At 73.7% G+C, this 16,081-nt stretch carries 12 protein-coding genes; 4 read left to right on the top strand and 8 right to left on the bottom strand.

Annotated features, from left to right (window positions below; translation table 11 throughout):
* Nucleotides 1–104: 104 nt before the first annotated feature.
* The gene (locus tag ACZ34W_RS25150; RefSeq protein ID WP_329489889.1) at nucleotides 105–965 is read right to left on the bottom strand and encodes a sulfurtransferase; all 861 of its coding nucleotides are present in this window, start codon (nucleotides 963–965) and stop codon (nucleotides 105–107) included.
* Nucleotides 966–1,120: 155 nt separating this feature from the next.
* Between ACZ34W_RS25150 and ACZ34W_RS25145 the strand changes: the two genes are divergently transcribed.
* A complete protein-coding gene (locus ACZ34W_RS25145) occupies nucleotides 1,121–1,876 on the top strand; it encodes a VOC family protein (protein ID WP_329489888.1) in 756 nt (251 codons plus the stop codon).
* Nucleotides 1,877–1,883: 7 nt separating this feature from the next.
* On the opposite strand, the gene ACZ34W_RS25140 is transcribed toward ACZ34W_RS25145, so the two are convergent.
* The 4 genes from ACZ34W_RS25140 to ACZ34W_RS25125 all read right to left on the bottom strand — a co-directional run bounded on the left by ACZ34W_RS25140 (nucleotide 1,884) and on the right by ACZ34W_RS25125 (nucleotide 7,244).
* Nucleotides 1,884–2,540 (bottom strand): thymidine kinase, encoded by a 657-nt coding sequence (locus tag ACZ34W_RS25140; RefSeq protein WP_329489887.1) that lies wholly within the window; start codon nucleotides 2,538–2,540, stop codon nucleotides 1,884–1,886.
* A gap of 33 nt (nucleotides 2,541–2,573) precedes the next feature.
* Nucleotides 2,574–3,758, bottom strand: a complete 1,185-nt coding sequence (locus tag ACZ34W_RS25135) for an alkaline phosphatase family protein (protein ID WP_465607237.1) — start codon at nucleotides 3,756–3,758, stop codon at nucleotides 2,574–2,576.
* 38 nt (nucleotides 3,759–3,796) lie between these two features.
* Nucleotides 3,797–4,396 (bottom strand): DUF5998 family protein, encoded by a 600-nt coding sequence (locus tag ACZ34W_RS25130; RefSeq protein WP_329489885.1) that lies wholly within the window; start codon nucleotides 4,394–4,396, stop codon nucleotides 3,797–3,799.
* Nucleotides 4,397–4,490: 94 nt separating this feature from the next.
* Nucleotides 4,491–7,244, bottom strand: coding sequence for a bifunctional acetate--CoA ligase family protein/GNAT family N-acetyltransferase (locus ACZ34W_RS25125; protein ID WP_465607248.1), 2,754 nt, complete (start codon nucleotides 7,242–7,244; stop codon nucleotides 4,491–4,493).
* Between the two features lie 343 nt (nucleotides 7,245–7,587).
* Here ACZ34W_RS25125 and ACZ34W_RS25120 point away from each other — a divergent pair, with 343 nt between their 5' ends.
* Nucleotides 7,588–7,869, top strand: a complete 282-nt coding sequence (locus ACZ34W_RS25120; RefSeq protein ID WP_465607235.1) for an HPr family phosphocarrier protein — start codon at nucleotides 7,588–7,590, stop codon at nucleotides 7,867–7,869.
* Nucleotides 7,870–7,963: 94 nt separating this feature from the next.
* On the opposite strand, the gene ACZ34W_RS25115 is transcribed toward ACZ34W_RS25120, so the two are convergent.
* From ACZ34W_RS25115 to ACZ34W_RS25105, 3 genes are all read right to left on the bottom strand, one after another.
* Nucleotides 7,964–9,157: an RtcB family protein gene (locus tag ACZ34W_RS25115; RefSeq protein ID WP_465607233.1), complete on the bottom strand. Its 1,194-nt coding sequence runs from the start codon at nucleotides 9,155–9,157 to the stop codon at nucleotides 7,964–7,966.
* Nucleotides 9,158–9,462: 305 nt separating this feature from the next.
* The gene (locus tag ACZ34W_RS25110) at nucleotides 9,463–10,854 is read right to left on the bottom strand and encodes a M16 family metallopeptidase (protein WP_329489881.1); all 1,392 of its coding nucleotides are present in this window, start codon (nucleotides 10,852–10,854) and stop codon (nucleotides 9,463–9,465) included.
* On the bottom strand, nucleotides 10,851–12,224 hold the full coding sequence (locus tag ACZ34W_RS25105) for a M16 family metallopeptidase (RefSeq protein WP_352294214.1): 1,374 nt from the start codon (nucleotides 12,222–12,224) through the stop codon (nucleotides 10,851–10,853). The genes ACZ34W_RS25110 and ACZ34W_RS25105 overlap by 4 nt, the downstream gene beginning before the upstream one ends.
* 270 nt (nucleotides 12,225–12,494) lie before the next feature.
* Between ACZ34W_RS25105 and ACZ34W_RS25100 the strand changes: the two genes are divergently transcribed.
* Nucleotides 12,495–14,945, top strand: a complete 2,451-nt coding sequence (locus ACZ34W_RS25100) for a DNA gyrase/topoisomerase IV subunit A (RefSeq protein ID WP_465607230.1) — start codon at nucleotides 12,495–12,497, stop codon at nucleotides 14,943–14,945.
* Nucleotides 14,946–15,147: 202 nt separating this feature from the next.
* The gene (locus ACZ34W_RS25095; RefSeq protein WP_352294218.1) at nucleotides 15,148–16,065 is read left to right on the top strand and encodes a sucrase ferredoxin; all 918 of its coding nucleotides are present in this window, start codon (nucleotides 15,148–15,150) and stop codon (nucleotides 16,063–16,065) included.
* The last annotated feature ends 16 nt before the right edge of the window (nucleotides 16,066–16,081 follow it).

The following is a 16,081-nucleotide window of genomic DNA, read 5'->3' as shown; positions in this document are numbered from 1 at the left end:
GCCACCGCCGAGTCCCGTGACTCGCTGACCAGCCTGCTCGACGTGGTCCCCGCCTTCCGGGGCGACCTCGCGGTCGGCCCGCCACCCCTCTCCCGTTCCGTCTCTCAGCCGGGCTGCTCGGTGACCGCCACCGGGCGGCTCTCGTCGCTCGACCACTCGCTCCACGAGCCCGGGTACAGCGCGGCCGGCAGCCCGGCCACCGCCAGGGCGAGGATCTGGTGGGCCGCCGTCACCCCGGACCCGCAGTACACCGCGGTCTCCCGCTCGGCGGCGCCCAGCGCGCGGAACCGCTCGGCCAGTTCGGCGGCCGGCCGGAACCGCCCGTCCGGGCCGACGTTCTCGGTGGTCGGCGCGGAGAGCGCCCCCGGCACGTGGCCGGCCCGCGGGTCGATCGGCTCGGTCTCGCCCCGGTAGCGCTCGCCCGCCCGCGCGTCCAGCAGCAGACCGGTCCGGGCCAGCGCGGCCGCGCCGTCCCCGTCGACCGTCGGCAACTGCCCGGGCACCGGCTTGAAGTCACCCGGCTCCGGGCTCTCCACCTCGGTGGTCACCGGCAGCCCGGCCGCCTGCCACGCGGCGAACCCGCCGTCCAGCACCCGCACGTCCGGGTGACCGGCCCAGCGCAGCAGCCACCAGGCGCGCGCCGCCGCCAGCGAGGTCGCACCGTCGTACACCACCACCGGACGGTCGGCGCGGACCCCGAGGCGGCGCAGCGCGGCGCCCAACTCCTCCGGGTCGGGCAGCGGGTGACGGCCACCGCGCCCGGGCGGCCCGGCCGGGGCGGCGAGGTCGGTGTCCAGCGCGACGAAGCCCGCACCGGGCAGATGGCCCGCCGCGTAGTCCTCGATGCCGGGAGGGCCGCCGAGCTGCCAGCGCACATCGAGCAGGACGGGCGGACGCGCCGAGGCGAGCGCCTCCCGCAGGCCGGCCACCGACACCAGCGGGGAGTCATCGTGAGAGGTCGTCATGGCGGTCATTCTCGCGCAGCACCACCAACTCAACGCTCTTTGTGCGGTCTTTGCCGGACTTTCCGCGCGGCCCGAGGGTTCGACGCGCGCCAGGGTGGAACCATCACCCTCACGTGCGCAGGTCCGTGCGCCGACCGCCCCGTGAGGAGGCCCGCATGCCCGCGGTGACACTCCGGCTGGCCCAGGGCACGCCGTGCTGGGTCAGCCTGATGACCGACGACCTGGCCGGCGCCCGCGCGTTCTACGGCGAGCTGCTCGACTGGACGTACACCCCCGGCCCCACCGAGCTCGGTGACTACGTCCGGGCCGAGTCGGGCGGTGCGCCGGTCGCCGGCCTCGGCGTCGCCGCGGTGCCCGGCTTCCCGGTGCAGTGGACCACCTACTTCGCGGTGGACAGCGCCGACCGGACGGCCCAACTGGTGCACGAGTGCGGCGGAACGGTGGCGGTCGGGCCGCTCCAGGCCGAGCGGGCCGGACGGCTCGCGATCGCGGCCGACGTCTCCGGCGCGGTCTTCGGCCTCTGGCAGGGCGAGGAGCACATCGGCCGCGAGGCCGGACCCGAGCCCGGCGGACCGGCCTGGGCCGAGCTGCTCACGCCGGACGAGGAGGGCGCCGCGGTGTTCTACGGCGCGGTGCTCGGGCGGCCGGTGGCACCCGCCGGCGGCGAGTCCGCGCTGCTGGTGGACGGCCGGCCGGTGGCGGGCATCCGGCACGGCGCCGAACTGCGCGGCCACCCGCCGCGCTGGCGAGTCCACTTCGCCGTCCAGGACGTCGAACTGACGGTCCGTCGGGCGATCCGGCTGGGCGGGCGGGTGCTGCTGGAGCCGCACGAGAGCGGGCGCGGACCGGTGGCTCGACTCGCGGACCCGCAGGGCGGGCACTTCTCGGTGCTGCAGGCGGGGCTCCGGTAGGAGCGGGTCAGGCCTGCTGTTCCTCGAAGGGCAGCACGTCCGGGGAGAGCACCGAGACGCGGGCGGTGGCGGCGGTCAGCCGGCGGCGGTGGTGCCGGCGGCAGAGCACCTCGTAGCCGACCTCGTCCTCGCGCACCGTGATGTCGCCGATCACGACCTGGGCGCCCTCGACCACCATCACGCCGCCCACCGTACGGGCGTTGTGGGTGGCCCGCGCGCCGCACCAGCAGAGCGCCTCGACCTGGAGGACCTCCACCCGGTCGGCCAGTTCGATCAGCCGCTGGGAACCGGGGAACAGCCGGGTGCGGAAGTCCGTGGTGATGCCGAAGGTGAACACGTCGATGCCGAGTTCGTCCACCACCCTGGCCAGTTGGTCAACCTGCTCGGCGGCGAAGAACTGGGCCTCGTCGCAGATCAGGTAGTCCACCCGGCCGCCGGCCGAGAGCCGGTGCACGACGTGGGCGTGGAAGTCGAATTCGTCCGCCACCTCGACCGCCTCGGCCTGCAGGCCGAGCCGGCTGGAGATGGTGGCCGCGCCGGCCCGGTCGTTGCGGGTGAGGATGATCCCCTGCCGGCCGCGCGCGGCGTGGTTGTGGTCCATCTGCAACGCGAGCGTCGACTTCCCGCAGTCCATCGTGCCCGAGAAGAACACCAGTTCAGCCATGGGTGGTGCGAAGGCCTTTCACTTCAAGGGGGTTCACGTGCGGACTTCGAGCAGGGGCACGAACTGCTCGACCGGGGTCATCGAGCCGTGCAAACCGATCATCGCGGACTCGCCGGGCTCGTTGCGGGAGGCGGTCACCGCGACGTCGTCCCGGGCGGCGGCGACCACGTCGCCGATCCGCAGGTAGACCCGCTCGTCCACGGAGGGTCCGAACCAGCCTGCCGCGATCGCGTCGTCCCGGCTGGCCACCCACATCCGGTCGCCCAGCACCTCGCTCCAGACCGCGTACACGTCGGCGGCCGCGCCGGGCACCGCGTAGACGTGCCGGGCCCGGCCCTCGCCGCCGAGCAGGGCGACGCCGGCGCCCAGCTCCCAGTCCTCGTCGAAGTCGATCCGGTCCTCCGGAGCGATGTCGATCATGCCGTGGTCGGCGGTGACGTACATCGCCGACCGCGGCGGCAGCTGCTCGGCCAGGCGGCGGGCCAGGCGGTCCACCGCGTCCAGCGTCATCCGCCAGTCGTCGGAGTCCACCCCGAACCGGTGCCCCGCGCCGTCCAGCTCGCTCACGTAGGTGTAGACGAGGGCGCGGTCGTGCTCGGCCAGCCAGCGGGCGGCCTGGTCCATCCGCTCCTCGCCGGTGGTGCGGCCGAGGAAGCTGCCGCCGGAGAGCGCCACCCGGGTCAGCGGGGTCTGGGCGAACAGCGGCGAGGAGACCTGGGCGGTCGCCACCCCGGCGGCGTGCGTCTGCTCGAACACCGTCGGGTACGGCTGCCAGGTGTGCGGGGCGACCGGCGGCTGCCAGCGCAGCTGGTTCATCAGGTGGCCGGCGCCCGGCACCGCGACCGTGTAGCCGACCAGACCGTGCAGGCCGGGCGGGGTCCCGGTGCCGACCGAGGCCAGCGAGGTGGCGGTGGTGGACGGGAAGCCGGCGGTCAGCGGGCGGCCGGTGCCGGCGAGCGAGCTGCCGATCAGCGAGGAGAGGAACGGCGCGTACTCGGGGTGGCGCAGCAGCAGCTCCCAGCCGAGTCCGTCGACCAGGAAGACCACCACCCGGTCGGCCGGGGCGATCGGCAGTGCGGCGGTGAAGCCGGGCACGCCGAGTCCGGCCGCCACCGAGGGCAGCAGGTCACAGAGCGAGCCGCCGCCGTACAGGGGGGCCGGGGCGGCGGCGGGGTCGAGGATCTCGAAGGCGTCGTGGGCGTCGGGTGCGAAGGACATGGGTGAGAGGCTGACTTCCTGGCTTCCGGTGCGTCGGCTCAGACCCGCGGACCGTTGCTGATCGTGGCGTCGGAGAGCGCCCGGGCGAACACCAGGGCCTGGGCGACCGTCTCCGGGCCGTCACCCGCCTCGCTGACCCGCAGTGACAGGTCGTCAGCGGTGGCCGATCCGGTGTATCCGTGGTCGGCCTCGCAGTTCGGGTCCGAGCAGCCGGCCGGCTCCAGGTCCAGGCGCTGCACGGCACCCCAGCCGATGGTCAGCACGACCTCGCGGGGCAGCGTGCCGGGGGTGTAGGTCTCCGGGTTGGCGACCATCCGGCTCACCACGACCGAGCCGATCCGGTCCAGCCGGACGCTCTCGGTGGAGGTGGTGGCGTAGGGCACCGCGGGGCCGGCCTCGCCGCCGGACTGCTCGTCGGTGTGGCTCACCACGAAACGGGTCGGGGTCAGCACCAGCACGGTGACGTGCCGGCGCACCTCGTTGGCGTCGAAGGTGGTCTCCTGGTGCACCAGGTAGGAGCTGATCGGCTCGGGACCCACCGCGGACTCGACCGCCTCGGACACCAGGGCCGGGTAGTAGCCGCTGCGCTCGATCGCCGAGCGCAGGTCCTGAGTGGTGGTGGTACCGGTCTTCGCCATAACTCCATCCTGGCATGGTCCGCCGACGAAGCGGGCGGCGCGGCGCCGAGCTTCCGGACGACAGCGCCCCCGGACAGGGCGCAACCAAGGAAGGTTACAGCGTGCTCATCGCGCGCGGGCCCAGATCGCTGCGGACGGGCAGGGGCGCGATCCGCACCCGCGCCCCCAGGATCGCCAGTCCGTGCGGGGCGACGACCACGGGTTCGAGGTCCACCGAGGCGACCTCCGGGAGATCGTCGACCAGCCGCGACACCCTCAGCAGCAGTTCCTCCAGCGCGGCGGTGTCCACCGCCTCGGCGCCGCGCCAGCCGAACAGCAGCGGGGCCGCCCGGACCTCGCGGATCAGACCGGCGACGTCCTGGTCGGTGGCGGGGACCAGACGGTGGGCAACATCACCGAGCAGCTCGGCCGGGGCGCCGGCCAGACCGAAGGAGAGGATCGCGCCCACCGCCGGGTCGACGGTGGCCCCGATCACGGTGTCCACACCGCGCGGGGCCAGGCGCTGCACGACGAGTTCGGCCTGGGCGGCCCCGCCGAGCAGCGCGTCCAGCTCGCGGTGGGCGCGGCGCAGCCCCGGCTCGCCGGTCAGGTCGAGACGGACGCTGCCGAGGTCGGGGCGGTGGCGCAGGTGCGGGGCGGTCGCCTTGAGCGCCACCGGGTAGCCGAGCGTCGCGGCGGCGCGGACGGCGGACTCCTCGTCGGGCGCGGGCAGGGTCGGGGAGACGTCGATGCCGTAGTGCGCGAGCAGCGCGGTGGCGCCGGCCTCCGGCAGGGTGATCCGCGCGCCGCCGGGCTGGGTGCGGGCGGCGATCGCGGTCCGGGTGCTGAGCGCCGCCTCGACCAGGTCGCGGGCGCCGCCCTCGTCGATCCGGTCCAGCTCCGGGACGCGGGCGGTCTCCTCCGCCTCGGCCGTCCGGCGCCGCCACTCGGCGTGGTGGACGGCGTGCGCGAGGGCGCGGACGGCGCGCTCCGGTGCCGGGTAGGCGGGGATGCCGCCCGGGCGGAGCCGGCTCGGCAGGTCGGTCAGCGCCAGGTGGGCGAGCACCAGCGGCTTGCCCAACTCCCTCGCGCGCTCGCCCGCTTCGAGCAGGGCGGCGGCGATCTCGGGATCGTCGGAGCCCATCTCGGGATCGTCCGGACCGGTCAGCCGGCCGCCCATGAAGGCGTGCGCGGAGGTGCCGATGGGCGGGATCGCGACGGCGATCACCGCGTCCACGGCCGGGTCCGCGAGTGCGACGTCCAGCGCGATCCGGAAGTTCTCGCCGGTGGCGGCCGTGGTGAGGTCGACCGGGGTGCGGGGGCGCAGACCGGCGCTGAGGCAGGCGTCGTGGGTGAGCAGGCCGAGCGAGTCGGAGTTGCCGACGACGGCGACCCGGTCGCCGGGCGGCAGCGGCTGGAGCGCGAGCAGCTCCCCGGTGTCGTACAGCTCGGTGATGGTCTCCACCCGGGTGACGCCGGCCTGCTCGAACAGGGCGTCGACGGTGGCGTCGCGCAGCCCGCTGGCGGTGACCGGGATGGCGTGGCCGGGCGGCAGGCTGCCGGTGTGGCGGGCGCCCTTGACGACCACGATCGGCTTGACGGCGGCGAGCCGGCGGGCGATCCGGGTGAACTTGCGGGGGTTGCCGAAGGACTCCAGGTAGAGCAGCACGACGTCGGTGGCCGGGTCCTCCGCCCAGTACTGGAGGAAGTCGTTGCCCGAGACGTCGGAGCGGTTGCCGACCGAGGCGAAGGAGGAGACGCCGAGGCCCCGGCGGTGGGCGGCCTCCAGCAGGGCGACGCCGATCGCGCCGGACTGGCAGAAGATGCCGAAGCCGCCCCGGCGCGGCAGGACGGGTGCGAGCGAGGCGTTGAGCGGGAGCGCGGGGTCGGTGTTGATCAGGCCGAAGGCGTTCGGGCCGATGACCCGCATGCCGGCCGCCCGGGCCTGGCGGACCAGGGCGCGCTGGCGGTCGCGGCCCTCCGGGCCGGTCTCGGCGTAGCCGGCGGTGACCACCACCAGGCCCTGCACGCCGTGCGCGCCGCAGTCGGCGACGGCGGCGGGGACGGCGGCGGCCGGGACGGCGATCACGGCGAGGTCCACCGGGCCGGGGATCTCCAGCACCGAGCGGTGCACCGGGACGCCGTCCAGCGCGGTGCCGGGCGGGGCGTTGCGGTTCACCGCGTAGACGCGGCGGTCGTCACCGTGCGGCAGCCCGCCGAGCAGGTCCCGCAGGATCGCCCGGCCGACGGTCTGCGGGTGGCGGGAGACGCCCACCACCGCGACCGAGCGCGGGGTGAGCAGCCGCTGCACGGACCGCGCCTCGGCCCGGTGCTCGCGCGCCCGCATCACGGCCAGCGAGGCGGCGGTCGGCTCCAGGTCGAACTCCAGGTGGACCACACCGTCCGCGAAGCTGCGGTGCTGGGTGTAGCCGGCGTCGGTGAAGACCTTCACCATCTTGCGGTTCTCCGGCAGCACCTCGGCCTGGAAGCGGCGGATGCCGCGCTCCTGGGCCACCGCGGCGATGTGTTCCAGCAGTGCGGAGGCGACCCCGCGGCCCTGGTGGGCGTCCTGCACCAGGAACGCCACCTCGGCGTCGGTGCCGGTCTCCGAGGGGCGGCCGTCGGCGTCGATCCGGTCGTAGCGGACGGTGGCGATGAAGCGGTCGCGGACCACCACGGCGAGGCCGACCCGGTTCACGAAGTCGTGGTGGGTGAAGCGGCGGACGTCCTTGTCGGAGAGCCGCGGGTAGGGCGCGAAGAAGCGGAAGTACTTGGACTGGTCCGACACCTGCTCGTAGAACTCGACCAGCCGGCCGGCGTCGGCGGGCGTGATCGGCCGGATCCGGGCCGTGCCGCCGTCACGCAGCAGGACGTCGGCCTCCCAGTGCTGCGGGTAGTCCGCATCCTGGGACTGCCGGGGCTGGGGAGCCGGCCGGTTCTGCGGATCCTGCGGGGTCTGCTCGGGGTGCGGTACCGCGGAGTCGTCCACATTCGTCAGGTTATCCGGCGGCGAGCCGAATGGCGCCGGACGTGTCGTCGCGGCAGGGTGGAGACGGCCACTGGCCGGGGGTTATGCCCCCGAAAGAAACAATCACAAGTCCTGAACGCGGCGGCTCGCAGGGGTTGCCTGCATGCAACACTGGTCTAGACAACATGGTCGAAGGAACCCCCCTGCCCCGGCCATGACCAGCTTCACCGGAAAGGCACGTCTCATGGCTGAGCGCCGCGTCACCATCGGTTGGGCCGAGGGCCTGCACGCCCGTCCCGCCTCCGTCTTCGTCCGGGCCGTCACGGCCACCGGCGTGCCGATCACCATCGCCAAGCCCGGCGGCACCCCGATCAACGCCGCCTCCATGCTCGGCCTGCTCGGCCTCGGCGCCCAGGGCGGCGAGGAGGTCGTCCTCGCCTCCGACGCCGAGGGCGCGGACGAGGCCCTGGACCGCCTCGCCCAGCTGGTCCGGGAAGGCCTCGACGAGCTGCCGGCCGCCGCCTGAGCACCATCGAGGAAGGGGGGCACCGCCACGGCGGTGCCCCCCTTCCGCATGCCCGGCACCCGGCGGCGGCGGAGCCGCGGGCCCTGCGCCCGGGTCAGCCCTTGACGCAGAGGACCTGCTTCAGGTGGGCGACGACCTCCACGAGGTCCTTCTGCTGCTCGATCACCTTCTCGATCGACTTGTACGCACCGGGGATCTCGTCCACGACGCCGCTGTCCTTGCGGCACTCCACGCCCTTGGTCTGCTCGACCAGGTCCTGGGTGGTGAACCGCTTCTTCGCGGCGTTGCGGCTCATCTTCCGGCCGGCGCCGTGCGAGGCGGAGTTGAACGCCGCCTCGTTGCCGAGGCCGCGGACGATGTAGGAGCCGGTGCCCATCGAACCGGGGATGATGCCGAAGTCACCGGAGCCGGCCTTGATCGCGCCCTTGCGGGTCACCAGCAGGTCGACGCCGTCGTACCGCTCCTCCGACACGTAGTTGTGGTGGCAGCTGATCACCTCGTCGAAGGTGACCCTCGCCTTGGCGAACTCACGGCGGACGACGTCCTGGAAGAGCGCCATCATCACCGCACGGTTCTTCTTGGCGTACTCCTGCGCCCAGAAGAGGTCTTCGCGGTAGGCGGCCATCTGCGGGGTCTGCGCGATGAAGACCGCGAGGTCCTGGTCGATCAGCCCCTGGTTGTGCGGCAGCGACCGGGCGACGCCCATGTGGTGCTCCGCCAGCTCCTTGCCGATGTTCCGGGACCCGGAGTGCAGCATCAGCCACACGACCCCGGTGCTATCAACACATACTTCGATGAAATGGTTGCCGCCTCCGAGGGTCGCCATCTGCTGCATGGCCCGCTCGCGGCGCCACTTGACCTCGTGGGCCACGCCGTCGAACCGCTCCCAGAAGTCGTCCCAGCCCGCCGTGGCGAAGCCGTGGAGCTTCTTCGGGTCGACCGGGTCGGTGTGCTGGCCGCGGCCGACCGGGATGGCCTGCTCGATCTTGGAGCGCAGTCGCGAGAGGTCGTCGGGCAGGTCCCCGGCCGTGAGCGAGGTCTTGACGGCGCTCATCCCGCAGCCGATGTCGACGCCGACGGCCGCCGGGCAGACGGCGCCCTTCATCGCGATCACGGAGCCGACCGTCGCGCCCTTGCCCAGGTGGACGTCGGGCATCACGGCGAGGCCGTGCAGCCAGGGCAGCGAGCTGATGTTGCGCAGCTGCTGCATGGCCTGGCCCTCGACGGTGGCCGGGTCGGTCCACATCCGGATCGGCACGCGGACGCCGGGTACCTCGGTGTACGACATGGTTGAACGACCTCCAAAGGTCGGCTGGTTCAAGCCTAGGTGGGGTGCCGCGCGAAGAGTCCCGGCGCGGCTCGGGGAAGTTCCGGGGGTGGGGCTCAGACGCCCTGGGCACAGCGGGAGAACGGCCTTGGGGAGCGTCGTGCAGTTCGCTCGACCCGCATGGTGACCGCCTCCTCCCGTTCGTGTGTGCCGGGGAACATCTACCCACGCGGCGCCCGGGGCCCGCAACGGGATAAAACGCGGGGGCCCGGCGGAGCGGAGTGCTCCACCGGGCCCCAGCCCGTACCGGGGGGATCGGGCGCTGATCAGGCGGTGATCACGGTGACCTCGCCGATGCCCAGCTCGCGCACCGGGTCGGCGATCGTGGCGGCGTCGCCGACCAGGACGGTGACCAGGCGGTCCGCCGGGAACGCCGCGACGACGGCCTCGGTGGCCTCCGCCGTCGGCAGCTCGGCGAGCCTGCGGTAGACCTCGGCCTGGTAGTCGTCCGGCAGGTCCTGCTCGACCTGGTCGGCCAGCGTGCCGGCGACGGAGCCCGCGGTCTCGTACTTCAGGGGGGCCACGCCGACCAGGAACTGCACGGCCTCGTCGCGCTCCGCGTCGGTGAGGCCCTCGGCGGCGAGGGTCCGCAGGATGGTCCAGGTGTCGGCGAGCGCCGGCGCGGTGGACGCGGTGTCCACCGAGCCGCTGATCGCGATCAGCGCACGGCCGGAGCCGTCGGCGGCGGAGCGCAGCGGCTGGGCGAACGCCCGGACGCCGTAGGTGTAGCCCTTCTCCTCGCGCAGGACGCGGTCCAGGCGGGAGGTGAGGGTGCCGCCGAGGCAGTAGGTGCCGAGGATCTGGGCGGCCCAGGCCGGGTCGTGGCGGTCCGGGCCGACGCGCCCGATGAGCAGCTGGGTCTGGACCGAGCCGGGGCGGTCGACGATGACGACGCGGCCGGTGTCGTCGCCGGTCACCGGGGCGTGCACGGTGGGCTCCGCGGTGGTGCCGGTCCAGGCGCCGAGGGTGGCCTCCAGGAGCGCGGGCAGGTCGGTGCCGGTGAGGTCGCCGACCACCACGACGGTGGTGGTGGAAGGGCGGACGTGGGCGTCGTAGAAGGCCTTGACGGCGGCCCGGTCGATGGACTTGACCGTGTCGGCGGTGCCGCCGCGGGGCCGGGAGAGCCGGTCGGCGCCGTCGAAGAGCTCGGCGTAGAGGGCCTTTGCGGCGCGGCGGGCGGGGTTGGCCGCCTCGTGGACGAGCTCGTCGAGCCGGTTGGCGACCAGGCGCTCGATCTCGTCCTCGGGCAGCGCGGGCGCGCGCAGCGCGTCGGCGAGCAGGCCGAGGCCGCGCTGGAGCCGGGAGGCCGGCACCTCCAGGGAGACCCGGAGGCCGGGGTGGTCGGCGTGCGCGTCGAGGGTGGCGCCGGCCCGCTCCAGTTCGGCGGCGAACTCCTCGGCGGTGAGGGTGTCGGTGCCCTCGTTGAAGGCGCGGGCCAGGATGGTGGCGATGCCGTCGAGGCCCTCCGGCTCGGCCGCGAGCGGGACGTCGAGCTGGACCTCGACGGCGACGAGCTGCTGGCCGGGACGGTCGCAGTGCAGGACGGTGATGCCGTTGCCGAGGGCGGCGCGCTCGGGGGCGGGGAACGCCCACGGCTCTGCGGTGCCGGGCTCGGGCTTGGGGTGGAACGTCATGGCGGGGACGTAGTCGGTGCTCATGCGGCAGCGCCCTCCTCTTCGGTGGCGTCGGTGGCGGTCTCGTCGGCGTCGGTGTCGTCGCCGGTGGTGGGCTCGTAGACCAGGACGGCCCGGTTGCGCGGGTGCAGGCGGGCCTGGGCGACGGCCTGGACCTCCTCCGCGGTGACGTCGAGCACCTTGGCCAGGGCGCTGCCCAGCAGCTTCGGGTCGCCGAACAGGACGGCGTAGCGGCAGAGTTCGTCGGCACGACCGGAGACGGTGGTGAGCCGGTCGAGCCATTCGCGCTCGATCTGGGCCTGGGCGCGCTCCAGTTCGGCGGCGGTGGGGCCCTCCGCGGCGAAGCGGGCGAGCTCCTCGTCGACGGCGGCGTCGATCTGCTCGATGGTGGCGTCGCCGGAGGTCTTGACGTCGAGCCAGCCGAGGCTGGGGGCGCCGGCGAGGCGGAGCAGGCCGAAGCCGGCGGCGACGGCGGTGCGGTCGCGGCGCACGAGGCGGTTGTAGAGGCGGCTGGACTCGCCGCTGCCGAGGATGGTGAGGGCCAGGTCGGCCGCGTCGGCCTCGCGGGTGCCGTCGTGCGGGAGCCGGTAGGCGGCCATCAGGGCGCGGGACGGGACGTCCTCGTGGATGTGCTCGCGGATCTCCCGGCCGAAGGTGTCGGGCAGGGTGCCGTCGCGCGGGGGCTGCTTGCCGTCGTGGCCGGGGATGGAGCCGAAGTACTTCTCCACCCAGGCGATGGTCTGCTCGGGGTCGATGTCGCCGACGACGGAGAGGACGGCGTTGTTCGGCGCGTAGTACGTGCTGAAGAACGCGCGGGCGTCCTCCAGGGTGGCGGCGTCGAGGTCGGCCATGGAGCCGATGGGGGTGTGGTGGTACGGGTGGCCGTCGGGGAAGGAGAGCGCGGTGAGCTTCTCGAAGGCGGTGCCGTAGGGCACGTTGTCGTAGCGCTGGCGGCGCTCGTTCTTGACGACGTCGCGCTGGTTCTCCATGGACGTGTCGTCCAGGGCGGCGAGCAGCGAGCCCATCCGGTCGGCCTCCAGCCAGAGGGCGAGCTCCAGCTGGTGGGCGGGCATGGTCTCGAAGTAGTTGGTGCGCTCGAAGCTGGTGGTGCCGTTGAGCGAGCCGCCGGCGCCCTGCACGAGCTCGAAGTGGCCGTTGTTCGAGACGCTGGCGGAGCCCTGGAACATGAGGTGCTCGAACAGGTGGGCCAGACCGGTACGGCCCTTCACCTCGTGGCGGGAGCCCACGTCGTACCAGAGGCAGACGGCGGCGACCGGGGTGAGGTGGTCCTCGGAGAGGACGACGCGCAGGCCGTTGGCCAGGCGGTGCTCGGTGATGGCGATGGCAGCGCCAGTTCCTCCGGTGGAGGCGGATGCGGGGGCCGGGTTGGCCATGCGCTCGGGTCCTTCCCGTCGTCGATGTCGGGGGTTCGTGTGGCGTCCCCCATTGTGGTGCAACGCGGGGAGGGCTCGGATGTGTCCGCGCGGACCGGGCGTTCGCCAGGGGCGGAAGAGGGGCGCTGGCTCGGAGTGTCGGCGCGAGGGTCCACAATGGGGGCGCTGGGCCCTGTTGACGACAGCCGACGAGGACAGCACACGACGGCAGACGCAGACGACGACTGACGCCGACGAGACGCAAGCGAGACGTAAGGGAGCCCCGCCGCGATGGCCCGCCGCAGTTCGCAGACCCCGCCGCCCGGAGATTTCGAGGAGCGGATCCTCGACGTCGACGTCGTGGACGAGATGCAGGGCTCCTTCCTGGAGTACGCCTACTCGGTGATCTACTCGCGTGCGCTGCCCGACGCACGGGACGGTCTGAAGCCGGTGCACCGGCGGATCCTGTACCAGGCCAACGAGATGGGCCTGCGGCCGGACCGCGCGCACGTGAAGTGCGCCCGCGTGGTGGGCGAGGTGATGGGCCGGCTGCACCCGCACGGTGACGCGTCGATCTACGACTCGGTCGTCCGGATGGCGCAGCCGTTCTCGATGCGGCTGCCGCTGATCGACGGGCACGGGAACTTCGGTTCGCTGGGCAACGACGACCCGCCGGCCGCGATGCGGTACACCGAGTCGCGGTTGACGGCGGCTTCGATGGCGATGGTGGAGTCGATCCACGAGGACACCGTCGACTTCGGCCCGAACTACGACGGCAGCGAGCAGGAGCCGCTGGCGCTGCCGGCCGCGTTCCCGAACCTGCTGGTGAACGGCGCGACCGGGATCGCGGTCGGGATGGCGACCAACATGCCGCCGCACAACCTGTCCGAGGTGGTGGCGGCGGCCCGGCACCTGATCAAGCACCCGAACGCCGACCTGGACACGCTGATGCGGTTCGTGCCCGGGCCGGACCTCCCGACCGGCGGCCGGATCGTCGGCCTGTCGGGCATCCGGGACGCGTACGAGTCGGGCCGCGGCACCTTCAAGATCCGTGCGACGACGACGATCGAGAGCGTGACGGCCCGCCGCAAGGGCATCGTGGTCACCGAGCTGCCGTACAACGTCGGCCCGGAGAAGGTCATCTCGAAGATCAAGGACCTGGTCAACGCGAAGAAGCTGCAGGGCATCGCGGACGTCAAGGACCTCACCGACCGCGAGCACGGGCTGCGGCTGGTGATCGAGGTGAAGAACGGCTTCGTGCCGGAGGCGCTGCTGGAGCAGCTCTACAAGCTGACGCCGATGGAGGAGACCTTCGGCATCAACAACGTGGCCCTGGTGGACGGCCAGCCGCTGACGCTGGGTCTGAAGGAGCTGCTGGAGGTCTACGTCGACCACCGCTTCGAGGTGGTGCGCCGGCGCAGCGAGTTCCGTCGGCGCAAGCGCCAGGAGCGGCTGCACCTGGTCGAGGGCCTGCTGGTGGCCCTGATCGACATCGACGAGGTCATCGCGATCATCCGGTCGAGCGACAACGCGGCGCGGGCGAAGGAGCGCCTGATGGAGCGCTTCTCGCTGTCGGAGACGCAGACCGCGTACATCCTGGACACGCCGCTGCGCCGGCTGACCCGGTTCGACCGGGTGGAGCTGGAGGAGGAGCAGGCGAAGCTCAACTCCGAGATCGCGGAGCTGACCGAGATCCTGGAGTCGGACACCCGGCTGCGCAACGTCGTGTCGGGCGAACTGGCCGCGGTGTCGAAGCAGTTCGGCACCGAGCGGCGAACGGTGCTGCTGGAGGCGGGCACGGCCCCGTCGGCGGCGCTGTCCGTTCCGCTGGAGGTGGCGGACGACCCGTGCCGGGTGCTGCTCTCCTCGACGGGCCTGCTGGCGCGGACGGCGGACGGCGAGCCGTTCGAGGTGTCGGAGAAGCGCTCCAAGCACGATGTGATCGTTTCGGCGGTGCCGGCCACGGCGCGGGCGGACATCGGTGTGGTGACGTCGGCGGGCCGGGTGCTGCGACTGCCGGTGATCGACCTGCCGGCGCTGCCGCCGACGCCGTCGCCGACGCTGGCGGGCGGCGCCGCGGTGGGCGAGTTCCTGCGGCTGGAGACGGGCGAGCGGGCGCTGGCGCTGACCACGCTGGACGAGTCCTCGCCGGGTCTGGCGCTGGGCACGGCGCAGGGTGTGGTGAAGCGGGTGGTGCCGGAGTGGCCGGCGAACAAGGACGAGTTCGAGGTGATCGCCCTCAAGGAGGGTGACGAGGTGGTCGGCGCGGTCGAGCTGCGCACCGGCGAGGAGGACCTGGTCTTCATCGCCTCCGACGCCCAGCTGCTGCGCTACCCGGCGGGCCAGGTGCGCCCGCAGGGCCGACCGGCGGGCGGCATGGCCGGGATCAAGCTGTCGGACGGCGCCCGGGTGCTCTCCTTCACCGCCGTGGACCCGGCCGTGGACGCGGTGGTGGTCTCGGTGGCCGGTGCCTCGGGCACGCTGACGGGCGAGGAGCAGAGCTCCTGGAAGGTCACGCCGTTCGAGCAGTACCCGCGCAAGGGCCGGGCCACCGGCGGCGTGCGCTGCCAGCGGTTCCTGCGTGGCGAGGACGTGCTGTCCTTCGCCTGGGCGGGTGCCGCGCCGGCCCGCGCGGCCGGCGCCAAGGGGGCTCCGGTCGACCTGCCGGAGCGCGACCCGCGTCGTGACGGGTCGGGCACGCCGGTGACGGCGCCGATCGGTGTGGTGGCCGGCCCGGTGTAAGGGCGGAACGGTGTAACGGCGGCCCGGTGTAACAGCGGCCGGCCGCAGGTCGTGGGAGGGGTGCCGGAGTCCGGCGCCCCTCTCACGCGTCCGGGCCGGGTCGCAGGAGCCGCGTACGGGGAGCTCGGGGAGCCCGGGAGCCGAGGGGGCCAAGCGGGTGCCAAGCCCCGGTGGCCCGGGGGCCAAGGGTAGCCTTGCCTGCGTGAGCACCTGTGCGACCGTGTCGCGTGAACTGTCGGAGCCGCTGGCCGCCACGGCGGCCACCGCCACCACCTGGCTGCTGATCGAGCAGACCGGGCCGTGGGGCGCGAAGGCGCTCGCTGAGAGCCATCTGGACGCCGCGGTGGGGCGGGCCCTGGAGGCGGCCGCCGCCGGGACGGGCGTGCGGGTGGCGCTGATCCGGCGGCCGGGCCGGCACGCCGACTGCCTGCCGACCGCGCGGCACGAGGTGTTCCTCGCGCACACCGTGCCGGGTCGCGGCTGGGTGCGCCGGGGGGCGGTCACGGACCCCGCGGAGCTGCTCGGGCTGGACTTCGGGGCGCTGGGGGCGGGCGAGCACGGCGGGTTCGGCGCGGAGCACGTCGGCGGACCGGTGGCCCTGGTGTGCACCAACGGCCGACGGGACCGCTGCTGCGCGCTGCTGGGCCGGCCGCTGGCCGCTCAGCTGACGGCGGCCGGGCACAGCGAGGTGTGGGAGGTGACCCACCTGGGCGGGCACCGCTTCTCCCCCACCATGCTGGTGCTGCCGTACGGCTTCGCCTACGGGCGGCTGACGGCGGAGAGCGCCAAGGAGGTGCTGGCGGCGACGGCCTCCGGGCACATGGTGCCGGAGTGGTCGCGGGGCTGCTCGGGCTGGGAGCGCCCGGGCCAGGCGGCCGACCACGCCGTCCGGCTGGCCACCGGCGAGACCGAGGTGGACGCGCTGACCCTGAGCCAGCGCTCCGCCGGCGCGGGCCGCTGGCTGGTGACCGTGCGGCACCGGGACGGCCGGGCCTGGGAGGTGGACGTGGTCGAGGGCGCGAGCGAGCCGGCCCGCCCGGAGAGCTGCGGCAAGGCGGCGGGCACGCCGTCGCGGATGGACGTGGCGGCGGTCCGGGCGCTGTCGGTCCAGGAACGGTGACGGCCCCGCGCCCGTG

The sequence above is a fragment of the Kitasatospora sp. NPDC022856 genome (genome assembly GCF_055561235.1).
This window is presented reverse-complemented; position numbering and strand designations above follow the sequence as displayed.